Origin of the sequence: Paenibacillus sp. AK121, assembly GCF_019042715.1 — a bacterium.
Lineage (GTDB): Bacteria > Bacillota > Bacilli > Paenibacillales > Paenibacillaceae > Paenibacillus > Paenibacillus polymyxa_C.
On sequence record NZ_JAHPJM010000020.1, the window covers coordinates 1 to 13,198 of the forward strand.

The following is a 13,198-nucleotide window of genomic DNA, read 5'->3' on the forward strand; positions in this document are numbered from 1 at the left end:
TTAAGCCCTCCAGCGCCGATGGTACTTGGACCGCAGGGTCCTGGGAGAGTAGGACGTTGCCAAGCAACAAGTAAAAAGGATCATGATCTTTTTGAGATCATGATCCTTTTTTGTATATAAGTGGATTTATTTATATTCTTACTCCTTTGTTGCTTACTCAAAGTGAAATATGCTTTTGTAAGTAGAGAGGTACCTTTAAAGCCGTTTGTTTATAATAGTTGTCCTTCGTAGGAGTACAGTTGTTTGTACAGGGAAATACTACGGGTTAGGGCTGTTGATGAAGGCTTGACACCCCTATACCGCTTTGCTAAGATTGCAATAATATATTTTCAGAGAGCCTTGATTTGTCCATGTCGGACAGACAACAAGACCAATACAGACTAAACATTTTGAAGGAGGATCATCTTGGTGTGGGAAGATAAATTCGGTAAGGAAGGCCTTACCTTTGACGATGTTTTGTTGGTACCTCGTAAGTCGGTGGTACTGCCCAAAGAAGTAAGCGTAGCGACTCGTTTGAGTGATAACGTGAAGCTGAACATTCCTTTAATGAGTGCTGGTATGGATACTGTTACTGAGGCAGTGTTAGCAATTGCGATGGCTCGTGAGGGCGGTATTGGTGTTATTCATAAAAATATGTCGATTGAACAGCAAGCGGTAGAGGTAGATAGGGTTAAACGCTCAGAGAGCGGTGTTATCACCAACCCATTCTCATTGACTCCGGATCACTTGGTATCCGATGCTGAGGCCGTTATGGGTAAATATCGTATTTCCGGTGTGCCTGTTGTAAACGAAGAGAACAAATTGGTGGGTATTATTACTAACCGTGATCTTCGCTTTATTCACGACTTTGATCTTAAAATTAGTGAAGTCATGACGAAGGAAGAACTAGTAACTGCACCAGTAGGCACGACTTTACAGGAAGCGGAAGTCATTTTGCAAAAGCATAAAATTGAAAAGCTTCCACTGGTCGATGAAGGGAACTACCTCAAAGGTTTGATCACCATCAAAGATATTGAGAAAGCTATTCAATTTCCGAACGCAGCGAAGGATGCACAAGGGCGTCTTCTGGTCGGTGCGGCTGTCGGCATTTCCAAGGATACGTTTGAACGGACTGAAGCACTTGTAAAAGCTGGTGTGGATTTGATTGTTGTGGATTCCGCTCATGGCCATCATATTAACATTATTGAAGCAGTCCGCGAGTTGCGTAAAACATATCCTGATCTGACGATTGTAGCAGGTAATGTAGCTACAGGTGACGGAACGCGCGAATTGATTGAAGCAGGAGCATCGGTCGTTAAGGTCGGTATTGGTCCAGGCTCTATCTGTACAACACGCGTAATTGCAGGGATTGGTGTTCCACAAATAACAGCTATTTATGATTGTGCAACAGTAGCACGTGAATATAATATTCCGATTATTGCAGATGGCGGTATTAAATACTCTGGTGAAATTACAAAGGCCATTGCGGCAGGGGCCTCTGCAGTAATGCTGGGAAGTCTTTTTGCAGGTACGGAAGAGAGCCCAGGCGAGTCGGAAATTTATCAAGGACGTCGCTTCAAAGTATATCGTGGTATGGGCTCTATGGCTGCGATGAAGCAAGGTAGTAAAGATCGTTATTTCCAAGATGACGACAAGAAATTGGTGCCGGAAGGTATTGAGGGACGCGTTGCTTATAAAGGGCCACTTTCCGACACTGTTCACCAGCTGTTGGGCGGTCTTCGTTCTGGTATGGGATATTGTGGTACTGCTAATATTGAGGAGCTTCGTAACGATACAAGCTTTATCCGTATTACAGGTGCAGGTCTGCGCGAAAGCCATCCGCATGATGTGCAGATTACGAAAGAAGCACCAAACTACTCTCTATAGAATTCAGCTGTATTTGATTTGAAGACAGGCAGAGCGCATTTCGCTCTGCCTGTCTTTTTACAAACGAGTTTATTGAAATTTATAAGCAGAAAAAAATTAGGAACTATATGTTTATTTGTTACAAATATTGTGTTATATTGGATGTGAGAGATACAAACTTACTATTTTTAGAGAGGATGGAAGTTTTAATGAAAAAAAAGTTTGCTTTTACTAGCCTTATTACTCTTCTTATTGCTATGTTAGTTGCTGTACCCGTTTTTGCTGCTACCGGTTCTACAAGTTTTAACTTAGTAGCTGGTGGAAAACAAAGCCTGATGCAAGCGTTACAGGTAAATAGTGGTGGTAGTGTAACTGTTTCTGCTAATGGTTTGCCAAATGGTTCAACAATTAGAGTAGTAGTTTACAATATAATTTCTGGAAATGAGCTTAGTGCTACATTTACTCAAAACAATCAATCTCGAACATTTACAAATTTGAGAACTGGTGAATACAATATACGTATTGAAAATATATCTTCTTCACCTGTTAGTGGTTCTATTGGGTTTAACTGGACTGGTAGCTGGGGGCATTGGATTGAATAAAGCATATCACTTTTAGATTAAATGTTAATACAGAAGGACAGATAGAGCTTTATCCTATCTGTCCTTTTTTTGCGTAAAACCCTGTGATAGAATAGATAAGAATTGTTTTAGTAGCTGAGTGACTTATATTCATAGGTGGACCGATATTAAAATAATCGGCTTTACAGAATTTATTTAAGTGAGTGCAATTTAGAGAGGGGTCCATATTCATTGAAAGCTAACATAAGTCAAAACAAATATAAAAAAAGTCAGGTATTTAAAAAAAGTGTAACTGCTGTAATGCTGTTAAATATGATGTACATGTCAGCATTACCGGTTGTAGGAAATTTTGATCCGAACGTGGTTACTTTTGCTGCTGGAGCGGCAACAGAGGCAAAGACAATTACAGGCACAGGATCTATTAATCCTCCTAGTTTAGCACTTCGTTCCGCCATTTTGATTGAGCCTTCCACTGGCCAGGTTTTGCTCTCTATGAATCCAGATGAGCCGCTCCCGCCAGCTAGTATGACCAAAATGATGACAGAGTACATCGTAGCGGAGCAGGTTAAGCAAGGCAAGCTCAAATGGACGGATAAGGTTACGATTAACGAGAATGCTTCTAAGAGTATTGGATCACGTATTTTTTTGGCCCAGGGGGATCAACATACGGTAGAAGAGCTTTATATTGCCATGGCAGTAGGTTCTGCCAATGATGCAACAGTAGCTCTTGCCGAACGTGTATCTGGAACCGAGCAGGACTTTGTAAAACTAATGAATGAAACAGCTCAGAAAATGGGTATGAAAAATACGTATTTTATCAACTCGACTGGCTTGGACCGCAAGGATATGCCTACAGGGTTTCAACCGGACACTGACCGGGAAACTGTGATGACTGCGAGAGACGCAGCTACTCTGGCGGGTTATATTATTAAGGATCATCCAGATTATACACGGTTTACCACGATTCAGTCGTACAAATTCCGTCCAACCGACAAAGCACCGATTATTAACTATAACTGGATGCTAGAAGCGAACAAAAATATTACTAACTTTAGAAAGTTTGCTTATCCTGGCTTAGATGGAATGAAGACAGGTCATACCAATAATGCAGGTAATTGTTTTACAGGAACAGCGGAGCGCGACGGAATGCGCCTCATTAGTGTAGTTATGGGCGCAGACTCTGATGAACACCGTTTCACAGAGACGGCTAAAGTGCTGAACTATGGCTTTGATAATTTTGAAGTGAAGCAGGTTGTGGCTCCAAAGACGGTGGTTAAGGGCGTTGAGAATGTGCCTGTGACCAAAGGTACGGAAACAGAAGTGCCGATCGTCACAAAAGATGCAGTAAGTTTTATCGTACCTAAGGGTGCGAGCAATCCTAAGGTAACCTTTACAACGAATATAACACCAGCAAGCTCTCTCGTGGCACCTTTGAAGCAAGGGGCAAAAGTCGGAACGATTACGTACACATACAAAACGGATGGCGTGGATAAAGGCCAGACGAAAACTGTTGATTTGGTTACAACTACAGCAGTAGAAGAGGGTGGTTGGTTCCGAATGCTTTTCCGGGCAATTGGTGATTTCTTCGGCGATTTGTTCCAGGGAATTAAAAATCTCTTCTAAAGATGAAACGCTAACCGGTCTAACCTGTTCTGTATTACTTATTTTGCAACTTGAAATGATTGTGTATTTGGCGTTCGTACGGTAAAATCTTAAGTTAGAAATCTAAACGTAACCCTTACAGGAGGCAACGACATGGAAACGGGAACTTCGCGTGTAAAAAGAGGTATGGCAGAGATGCAAAAAGGCGGCGTAATCATGGATGTCATGAACGCTGAACAGGCTAAAATTGCTGAGGCAGCAGGCGCTACAGCCGTAATGGCTCTTGAACGAGTGCCTTCGGATATCCGTGCAGCGGGTGGGGTTGCTCGCATGGCTGACCCTACGATTGTGGAAGAGGTAATGAAGGTTGTTTCTATTCCTGTTATGGCTAAGGCTCGTATTGGTCACTTTGTTGAGGCAAAGGTACTGGAATCTCTAGGTGTTGACTACCTCGATGAGAGCGAAGTATTGACACCTGCGGATGAGGTATTCCATATCGATAAGCGGGAGTTCACCGTTCCATTTGTTTGTGGAGCCAAGGATCTAGGGGAAGCATTGCGTCGTATCGGTGAAGGCGCATCTATGATCCGTACAAAGGGTGAACCGGGAACTGGAAATATTGTTGAGGCTGTTCGTCACATGCGTTTTATCAATGGTCAAATTCGCAAGGTGCAAAACCTGTCGAAGGACGAGCTGTATGCAGAAGCGAAAAACCTCGGAGTTGCTTATGAACTGCTGTTGGAAGTGCATGAGCTTGGTAAGCTACCAGTGGTCAACTTTGCAGCAGGCGGTGTAGCAACACCTGCGGATGCTGCGTTGATGATGCATTTAGGCGCTGATGGTGTCTTTGTAGGCTCTGGTATCTTCAAGTCGGACAGCCCTGAGAAATTTGCGCGGGCAATTGTGGAAGCGACCACTCATTACACGGATTACAAGCTGATTGCAGAAGTGTCCAAGAATTTGGGAACTCCTATGAAAGGCATTGAAATTTCCAAACTGGCATCGCATGAGCGCATGCAGGATCGTGGTTGGTAAGAAAGAAGGGGCCGGCATGAAAATAGGGGTATTGTCGCTGCAAGGCGCTGTGGCTGAGCATATACGAAGCGTTGAACGTGCAGGTGCTGAAGGTATAGCAGTGAAGAAGATCGAACAGCTCGATGAGCTGTCCGGTCTTATCATTCCCGGTGGTGAGAGCACAACTATCGGCAAGCTAATGCGCAAGTATGATTTTATAGAGGCTATACGTCAATTTTCCAATCAAGGCAAGCCTGTATTTGGCACTTGCGCGGGATTGATTGTATTGGCCAAAACGATTCAAGGACAGGAAGAAGTACATTTGGGACTAATGGATATTACAGTATCGCGTAATGCTTTTGGTCGCCAACGAGAAAGCTTTGAAACAGACTTGAACATTAAAGGGATTGAGGAGCCGGTTCGTGCGGTGTTTATACGCGCGCCTTTAATACAATCTGTCGGAATGGGAGTAGATGTGCTGTCTGAGTATAACGGCGAGATTGTGGCAGCCCGTCAGGGTCATTTGCTGGCTTCATCCTTCCATCCGGAATTAACAGACGATTTCCGGTTACATCAGTATTTTGTGGATATGGTCCGCGGATAGCGGAAAGTCAGGTTTGTAGTGTAGGAGGGATCACCTGTGTTAGATATAAAGATTTTGCGTAATGAGCTTGGTCGGGTTGAGAAAGCTTTACAGAACAGAGGTAAATCTCTGGATCTGATTAATGGTTTTACAGATCTGGATGTAAGCCGTCGTGAGTTGCTTCAGGAAAGTGAAGGACTCAAAAATCGTCGGAATGTCGTATCTGGTGAAGTAGCCAAGTTGAAGAAGAATAAGGAAAATGCGGATGATCTTATTGCTGAAATGCGCCAGGTCTCCGATCGTATTAAAGAATTGGATGAGCAAGTGCGTGAACTGGAAGTTCAGATCGACGAACTGGTAATGTCGATTCCTAATATCCCCAATGAGACTGTGCCTGTAGGCGCTTCGGAAGAGGACAATGTGGAAATTCGTCGCTGGTCAGAGCCGCGCGAGTTTCCTTTTACACCCAAAGCACATTGGGAGTTGGCTCAGGATCTAGATATTCTTGATTTTGAGGCTGCAGCTAAGGTGACGGGTTCTCGTTTTACGTTCTATAAGGGACTGGGAGCGCGTTTAGAACGTGCGCTAATTAACTTTATGATGGATCTGCACAGTAGTGAGCATGGTTATGAAGAAATGCTACCTCCATACATTGTAAATCGGGACAGTCTGTACGGAACGGGTCAGCTTCCAAAGTTTGAAGAAGATTTGTTTAAATTGCGTGATACTGAGTATTATCTCATTCCTACGGCCGAAGTTCCGGTAACGAACTACCACCGTGAAGAGATTATGAATGCAGATCAGCTTCCTAAATATTATGTGGCATACAGCTCTTGCTTTCGCTCAGAGGCAGGATCTGCAGGACGTGATACACGTGGCTTGATTCGTCAGCATCAGTTCAATAAGGTGGAAATGCTCAAGCTGGTTCACCCGGATACCTCTTATGAAGAATTAGAGAAAATGACGAATAACGCTGAGCGTGTTTTGCAGCTGCTCGGACTTCCATATCGGGTGCTGGTACTTTGCACAGGGGATATGGGGTTTACGTCTGCCAAAACGTACGATCTGGAAGTATGGTTGCCTGAGAGCGGCATGTACCGTGAGATTTCTTCCTGTTCCAACACAGAAGACTTCCAAGCACGTCGTGCAAACATCCGGTTTCGTCCAGATGCGAAGGCAAAGCCTGAATTTGTACATACGCTGAACGGTTCAGGATTGGCTGTAGGGCGGACTGTAGCTGCTATTTTGGAGAACTATCAGCAAGAGGACGGAAGCATTGTGATTCCCGAAGTGCTGCGTTCATATATGCGAGGCATTGAGGTTATAACTCCTAAATAGTAAGCCTTGCATTCTTAAAAATTCTGTGGTAAAATAATTTTGTTGCGCCTGAGTTGTTTGATAGAGGGAAGCAGCTTTATCCATTTACCACCTGGAGAGGTACCGAAGCGGTCATAACGGGGCGGTCTTGAAAACCGTTAGAGTGCAAGCTCACATGGGTTCGAATCCCATCCTCTCCGCCATATTCTAAATAAAACCAAGCCATTCAAATACGATAGCTGGTACATTAGGTTCTATATGCTAATGATCAGGAATCGTGAAGAATGGCTTTTTTGTTGTATAAAAAGCCTGTTTTTTTCACACGTTATCAGATGTGGAGGTGCTGGCATGAATCGAGAAATGACAGTAGATCAGCAAAAGCTGGTAGAGGCCTGGCAGGAACAACTGCCGATTCTTTTGAATTCAGGGGATAAAACACAGGTACAGGCAGATGAAGCCGATAACCGGGCTATACGAATCCATATCGAGGTAGAAGGCCGACAAATGTACTCCTTTGATTTTGCGTGTACGTATGTAGATTCCCGGGAAGTACAGGTTAGCTTAGTCGATGTAGAGCGTGACGGGCGGTCTGTGGATGAACGAACAGATATCATTCAACAGCTGGTGTCCGATTATACTCGGCACATTCACCAATGTGCTCAAACATTACAATCATTGACACACTCGTAGTCATGAAGGAATGAGGAGGTAGGCTACATGACAAAGGCCAAAAATGGACTGGATAAAAACCTGTCCAACGTTGTCGATGATTTGGAGCAACGTCCAGTAAATAGTCATCAGGCACAGCAAGTGCAGCAGGATCGTAATGATCGTCGTCATCAGGATTCACTGAATCACGATAAAACGGAAGATCTGACCCATCTATAGTCCTATTTTAAATGGTAATAAACGGATTTGTTGATGTACCAATAATTTAGACTTAGAATGGAGGATGCGTAAATGGGCAAGCCTAGAGCCGTTCCTGTTCCCGAGGCCCAGGATTCTGGCGGAAGTAATGAAAAGCGTGAGCGTAGTCATCAACAAGAGCCCCTATCCGGTTCCAAGAAGGTGAAACAGCGGAATCACGTCGATCACCACAACAGACAAGGTTCATAAGCAGTCAGACTTTTCTCCTAAAAATATTACAAAGTATAGTACACCCTGGTTAGAGAGCCAGGGTGTCTTTGTGCTTATTGTAAGAAAATTTTCCAATAAGTGTTTCGCCGTTTGTGAATATGAGTTAAAATAGAGGGTGTGTATTTTTTTATAGCATAAAAAAAGGGGTTAATTTGAGAGGAGAGAATCTACACAATGAGTAAAAAGTTATCCGTCTTGGTCCTCACTATGGTGTTGCTTATGACGGTAGCGCTGGTAGGTTGTAGCAAGAAGTTAGAACCGAAGGAAGCTGTTACGACCGGTACAGCAAATGCTATGAAGCTGAATTCCTATGAATCCAAAAGTCAATTTACCGTTAAGGAACTGACAATTACCTCCGCTTCTGTTCCAGCTGAGCAAAGTGCAATGGTAACTAGCATGCTGAAAAATGCTGATATTACAATGGATGGTGTATACCAAAAAGAACCTTTCCAATCTGAAATGACGCTGGGCATTCATTTGAAAGGTGATCTTTCTACCAGCTTTACGATTCCAATGGTAATGACTAAAGATAAATTGTACGTTAAAATTCCTAATATTCCATTTTACCCGCTTCCACAGGATGTTGTAGGTAAATTCCTACTCATTGATCCACAAGAACTGGCTAAACAATCAGGACAAGAGTTTAACCCTGCAACTATGGATCAGGAAAAATCGCAGAAATTTGCGAACGAAGTGATTGCTGCGATTATGAATGAGTATGATCAAGCTACGTATTTCTTTGATATTGATCCTAAAGATGCTAAATTGCCACAAGGCGTTGAAGCTAAACAAGTGGTTCAGTTTAAAATCACGAACGACAATGTGAAGCAAGCGACTAATACATTTATTACTAAGGCGCTTCCTAAGGTCCTAGATATTATGTCTAAAGACGAATATGCTAGCATGCTTCAAGTGAAGAAGGAAGAACTGGCTGAAGCGAAGAAAGAACTGCAATCCAACACCAGCGAAGTCAGCAAAAAGCTGGATGAGTTGAAGAACTATTTGACAGTGAAACAGTTTGACATTAACACTGCTCTGAACAAGGATAACGTTCCTGTGTATCAAGATCTGAATGCGAACGTGGAAGTGAATGATCCTTCTACGAAAGACAATGTGAAATTGTCTGTAACAGGCTACTCGCAATACAGCAAAATCAATGAAAAAGCAGCATTTAAAGTGGGTATTCCAACAGCTGATCAAGTCCTGACTATTGAACAGCTACAACAAAAAATGCAAACTGTATCTCCTTAATTAGGAGGTAACATGATTACAAACATCATTCCTTCGAATGTGATGTAAGAAAACCGCTCGGCGTAGGCCGGGCGGTTTTCTTTGTTTATGAATAAGTTATCCTTCGTGCGGTTATTGAGATTCGTCACACGTGATCCTCAGCTAGAATTCCGAACATCTGATGATCCTGCCATTCGCCCTGAATCTGTACCAGCTTGCGAGCAATACCTTCTGGCTGAAAGCCACACTTCTGTAATACGCGTTGTGAGCGATCATTATGGAGAAGGGTGCCTGCTTGGAGGCGATGTAGAGATAAGGCACGGAAGGCATACTGTATGATCAATTTTAAGGCAGCCGTCATATGCCCTTTTCCCTGCTCATGTTGATCCATCATATAGCCGACATCGGCGAATTGTCCAACTCCACGCACCAGATTGGAAATAGAGATATAACCTATCAGCCGTTCTTGTTTTAGGAGAAAGATACCAAACAAGTATCCTCGATCTTCTTCCGCTTGGCGCAATCTCTCACGGATGTAATCCTGCTGTTTCTCTAAAGTGAAAAATGAATCCTCATACAGCGGTTCATAGGGCGCATGAGAGTCCCTATTTCGAAGTCTAAGGGCGAGAAGAGCTTCTCCATCCTCCAAGCTTAGGGGACGTAAAAAGATACCTTGAGGCGTATTATACAAGCTCATAGGCATGGGGTGATCTCCTTTCATGAGGAATTAGCAGTGAGATGAAGAGCTTTAGACTTTCCTCCTCAGGATGATGAAGGAGGAGACAATTTGGCAGCCGCTCTTTTTTGCCGGAGCTGCCGAAAAAAGTTTGTTAGCATGGAGGCACATTCCTCCTGAAGTACACCACTGGTTACTTCTGTACAATGATTGAACCGAGGCTCCTGCAATAAATTCATTAGCGTGCCTGCGCAGCCCGCCTTGGGATCTGTGGTGCCGTATATGAGATGGGGGACGCGTGATTGCACAATGGCTCCAGCGCACATCGGACACGGCTCCAAAGTGACATACAGCCTGCAATCTAGCAGGCGCCAAGCTCCCAAATGCTCACTGGCCTGCCGGATGGCAACCATCTCTGCGTGTGCAGTTGGGTCGGTGTCGGTCTCGCGCAAATTGTAGCCGCGACCGATGATTTCATTATCTTTTACAATGACAGCTCCGATGGGGACTTCACCCAACGCTTCTGCCTTGTACGCTTCCTGAATGGCTTCTCTCATCCAATAGGCGTGATCCATAATGGTCACTGGAAAAATACTCCTTTCAAACGCGGAATTATCCAACGAACAAGTATTCCGTTGTTAACATGATGTGAATAAAATTGTGGATAACACCATACTTGTCCACAGGTTTATCCACAGTTTATAATAACATCTGTGTATTTGTGGACTATATGTGGATGATTATCTTAATACATTGTAGGTAAATGCTCGCCTATTGACAACATTGTTCACAGGATGTGTATTTATGTATATCCGGTAAATGTAAATGCTGGTATCCCAGGCACTATTACGGTATCATTGAGTTAGCAATTGCCAGTAATCGCCAGCATACGGCAAGAGGTGAGAAATCAGTGTGTCGATAAAAATCAGAATAACGATCATTTTGTCGGGGTCGGTCCTGTTTATCCTATTGTTAAACATCGCACTCAATTACTACACGACCCACGAAAATCTAAGAAGTGACAGTGAAACCAAAATGGTTCTGACGGCTAAAATCATCGGAGGAGCTATTGAACAAACCCGACATAGTTGGGAGGCTGTTGACAAGCAGCTCGGATATAATCTGTGGCTCTCTGCTACGTTGGCTGCCAATCAGCTTGATCCCGACATCCGAAATATCCAGCAGGAACAGCTACAACAGATAGCTACACTTCACAGGGATATTAATATCTCTTTGATGATCCGAGATGGACAGGGGTATAAGGTTGTCAAATCTTCGAATCCTAAAGAGCTAACGTCATCCGATCCATTAATGGGGTATTGGAAAAATGCAGTTGACCAATTATATGAGCATGGACAGGTGGCCATGGCACATGGTCAGAATCTGGATCATTTTTGGACCAGTTCTTTTGATTACACAGATTCAGCCTCCTCACATATTAATAAATGGGGATTTTATTATGACCAAAAACGCAACTACTTAATTCGAGTATCCTTCCAGGATACTTCAGTCCAGGATTTTATACCTATCTTGAGTCCAGCTGAGATTGTGAAGCAGACTCAGCAAGTGGATTATCGCATTTTGGAGATAACAGGAATCAACCCTGCAACCTTTGGTGGCGCTACGATGGACAAGAACGGTAACGACCGAAAACACTATTACATGTACAACGAACCGATCCAATTCGGCACGTATCAACTAACGAGAGTGCCTGAGGATCGTTTGGCCGTGTCCAGGGCGATCCTTTCGGGAGAGAGTATCGTACAAGATTGCTATATTAAAGGCGAACGAGTGCTTGTCAGTTACATACCTTTTTATCCGACAAACCGTGATGCCTATGTCATTCGTATTGTCATGAATTATGATACAATCGCTTCTGTTATATCTAAGCAATTGATTAGTTTAGTTGCTATTTCCATTGTTCTATTGGAGGTTGTGATCATTGGAAGCTATGTGCTCGCCAGCCTATTTGTCCGTCCGATTCAGTCGATTTTGGGAAAAGTGAACGAGATGGCTGACGGCCATTTTGATACACGGCTAGAAATTAAGGGCGGCCATGAGCTTGCACGGCTGGGTGAGCGCATCAATGCGATGGCCTACAATCTGGGGATGTATACGAGAAGACTTGAACAGATGTATGAAGAAAACCGTTCTGTAAAGGAGCATCTAGAATCGGTTATTAATCAGACGGCAGATGCGATTCATGTAACCGATCAGGAGGATCGTGTTATTCGGGTTAACCATGCCTTCGAAGCTTTGTACGGATGGACTAAGAAGGAATTGGTTGGCCGTAAGCTGGAGTTTGTACCTCCGCAGCAACAGGAGGAGTATGAATTTCAGAAGGAGAGCCTGCTTCAGGGAGAAAGCATCGTATCAAGTGAGACCCTACGAATGCGTAAGGATGGAAGTACAGTAGAGATTAGTATGAGTACGTCCCCTATTCTGGATGAACAAGGCGAAATCTTAGGCTTTATCTGTGTTTCGCGTGATATTACGGGGCGCAACCGGATGGAAGAACTGCTGCGTAGATCAGAGAAGCTGACAACCGTAGGGCAACTGGCGGCAGGCGTAGCGCATGAGATTCGTAATCCATTAACCACGCTACGTGGCTTCCTACAACTACAGCAGCAAAATCAAGTGTTGAATATGAAACACAACGATATTATGATGTCTGAGCTGGATCGCATTAATTTGATCGTTAGCGAGTTTTTAATACTCGCGAAGCCACAGGCAGTGCATTTTCAGAAAAAAGATGTTCGTTATATTGTGAGTGATGTTATTTCTTTACTGGATAGCCAGGCGCATCTGTTGGGTATTGTATTCAACCTTCAGGTCACGGACGAGCCTGCCTTGGTATATGCTGAAGAAAATCAGTTAAAACAGGTATTCATTAATTTACTTAAAAATAGCATGGAGGCTATGAGTAAAGGTGGCATCATCACAATTCATTTGTTCTTAGAGGGAGAAAGCGTTAAAATCTTCATACGGGACCAGGGAACAGGTATTCCCGCAGAAATGCTATCCAAGCTGGGAGAACCTTTTGTCACAAACAAAGAAACAGGTACAGGACTAGGGCTTATGGTCAGCCAGCGTATTATACAGAGCCATAAAGGCACACTGGATATTGAAAGCACAGAGGGAGAGGGAACAACCGCCCTCGTGCAGCTTCCTATCGCCAAACCTGAGTAATGAGCTGGGGGCAGAAGGAAGTGT

Annotated in this window: 13 protein-coding genes and 1 tRNA gene; 12 read left to right on the forward strand and 2 right to left on the reverse strand. The window is 43.7% G+C overall.

Going from position 1 to position 13,198, the window contains the following annotated elements:
- Positions 1–408 precede the first annotated feature (408 nt).
- From guaB to KSP24_RS23610, 11 genes are all read left to right on the forward strand, one after another.
- Positions 409–1,866 (forward strand): IMP dehydrogenase, encoded by a 1,458-nt coding sequence (gene guaB, locus KSP24_RS23560; RefSeq protein WP_017427215.1) that lies wholly within the window; start codon positions 409–411, stop codon positions 1,864–1,866.
- A gap of 188 nt (positions 1,867–2,054) precedes the next feature.
- Positions 2,055–2,447: a hypothetical protein gene (locus tag KSP24_RS23565; protein ID WP_216976924.1), complete on the forward strand. Its 393-nt coding sequence runs from the start codon at positions 2,055–2,057 to the stop codon at positions 2,445–2,447.
- A 279-nt stretch (positions 2,448–2,726) separates the two neighbouring features.
- Entirely contained in the window at positions 2,727–4,049 is a 1,323-nt protein-coding gene (locus KSP24_RS23570; protein ID WP_419539284.1) for a D-alanyl-D-alanine carboxypeptidase family protein, read from the forward strand.
- A 132-nt stretch (positions 4,050–4,181) separates the two neighbouring features.
- A complete protein-coding gene (gene pdxS / locus KSP24_RS23575; protein ID WP_013368723.1) occupies positions 4,182–5,063 on the forward strand; it encodes a pyridoxal 5'-phosphate synthase lyase subunit PdxS in 882 nt (293 codons plus the stop codon).
- A gap of 16 nt (positions 5,064–5,079) precedes the next feature.
- The gene (gene pdxT, locus KSP24_RS23580) at positions 5,080–5,646 is read left to right on the forward strand and encodes a pyridoxal 5'-phosphate synthase glutaminase subunit PdxT (RefSeq protein ID WP_216976928.1); all 567 of its coding nucleotides are present in this window, start codon (positions 5,080–5,082) and stop codon (positions 5,644–5,646) included.
- Between the two features lie 36 nt (positions 5,647–5,682).
- The gene (gene serS / locus KSP24_RS23585; RefSeq protein WP_216976930.1) at positions 5,683–6,963 is read left to right on the forward strand and encodes a serine--tRNA ligase; all 1,281 of its coding nucleotides are present in this window, start codon (positions 5,683–5,685) and stop codon (positions 6,961–6,963) included.
- A 93-nt stretch (positions 6,964–7,056) separates the two neighbouring features.
- Positions 7,057–7,145: transfer RNA gene (locus tag KSP24_RS23590), tRNA-Ser, on the forward strand.
- A gap of 145 nt (positions 7,146–7,290) precedes the next feature.
- On the forward strand, positions 7,291–7,632 hold the full coding sequence (locus KSP24_RS23595) for a hypothetical protein (RefSeq protein ID WP_013368726.1): 342 nt from the start codon (positions 7,291–7,293) through the stop codon (positions 7,630–7,632).
- Positions 7,633–7,659: 27 nt separating this feature from the next.
- Positions 7,660–7,830 carry a hypothetical protein gene (locus KSP24_RS23600; protein WP_216976932.1) on the forward strand — a complete coding sequence of 57 codons (171 nt, stop codon included), beginning with the start codon at positions 7,660–7,662 and terminating at the stop codon, positions 7,828–7,830.
- Positions 7,831–7,902: 72 nt separating this feature from the next.
- Complete coding sequence (locus KSP24_RS23605; protein WP_014599349.1) at positions 7,903–8,058, forward strand: small acid-soluble spore protein P; 156 nt, start codon at positions 7,903–7,905, stop codon at positions 8,056–8,058.
- Positions 8,059–8,253: 195 nt separating this feature from the next.
- Positions 8,254–9,330 (forward strand): hypothetical protein, encoded by a 1,077-nt coding sequence (locus KSP24_RS23610; protein WP_014599350.1) that lies wholly within the window; start codon positions 8,254–8,256, stop codon positions 9,328–9,330.
- Between the two features lie 124 nt (positions 9,331–9,454).
- On the opposite strand, the gene KSP24_RS23615 is transcribed toward KSP24_RS23610, so the two are convergent.
- Positions 9,455–10,012, reverse strand: a complete 558-nt coding sequence (locus KSP24_RS23615; protein ID WP_025677175.1) for a GNAT family N-acetyltransferase — start codon at positions 10,010–10,012, stop codon at positions 9,455–9,457.
- A gap of 59 nt (positions 10,013–10,071) precedes the next feature.
- Positions 10,072–10,569, reverse strand: a complete 498-nt coding sequence (gene tadA, locus KSP24_RS23620) for a tRNA adenosine(34) deaminase TadA (protein WP_013368732.1) — start codon at positions 10,567–10,569, stop codon at positions 10,072–10,074.
- A gap of 328 nt (positions 10,570–10,897) precedes the next feature.
- Here tadA and KSP24_RS23625 point away from each other — a divergent pair, with 328 nt between their 5' ends.
- Complete coding sequence (locus tag KSP24_RS23625; protein ID WP_025677178.1) at positions 10,898–13,174, forward strand: PAS domain S-box protein; 2,277 nt, start codon at positions 10,898–10,900, stop codon at positions 13,172–13,174.
- Positions 13,175–13,198 lie beyond the last annotated feature (24 nt).

Bases quoted from the DNA above. Each gene is read 5' to 3' on its own strand.
- KSP24_RS23565 (WP_216976924.1), top strand. From the start codon at position 2,055: ATGAAAAAAAAGTTTGCTTTTACTAGCCTTATTACTCTTCTTATTGCT.
- KSP24_RS23570 (WP_419539284.1), top strand. From the start codon at position 2,727: ATGCTGTTAAATATGATGTACATGTCAGCATTACCGGTTGTAGGAAAT.
- pdxS (WP_013368723.1), top strand. From the start codon at position 4,182: ATGGAAACGGGAACTTCGCGTGTAAAAAGAGGTATGGCAGAGATGCAA.
- pdxT (WP_216976928.1), top strand. From the start codon at position 5,080: ATGAAAATAGGGGTATTGTCGCTGCAAGGCGCTGTGGCTGAGCATATA.
- KSP24_RS23595 (WP_013368726.1), top strand. From the start codon at position 7,291: ATGAATCGAGAAATGACAGTAGATCAGCAAAAGCTGGTAGAGGCCTGG.
- KSP24_RS23600 (WP_216976932.1), top strand. From the start codon at position 7,660: ATGACAAAGGCCAAAAATGGACTGGATAAAAACCTGTCCAACGTTGTC.
- KSP24_RS23605 (WP_014599349.1), top strand. From the start codon at position 7,903: ATGGGCAAGCCTAGAGCCGTTCCTGTTCCCGAGGCCCAGGATTCTGGC.
- KSP24_RS23610 (WP_014599350.1), top strand. From the start codon at position 8,254: ATGAGTAAAAAGTTATCCGTCTTGGTCCTCACTATGGTGTTGCTTATG.
- KSP24_RS23615 (WP_025677175.1), bottom strand. From the start codon at position 10,012: ATGCCTATGAGCTTGTATAATACGCCTCAAGGTATCTTTTTACGTCCC.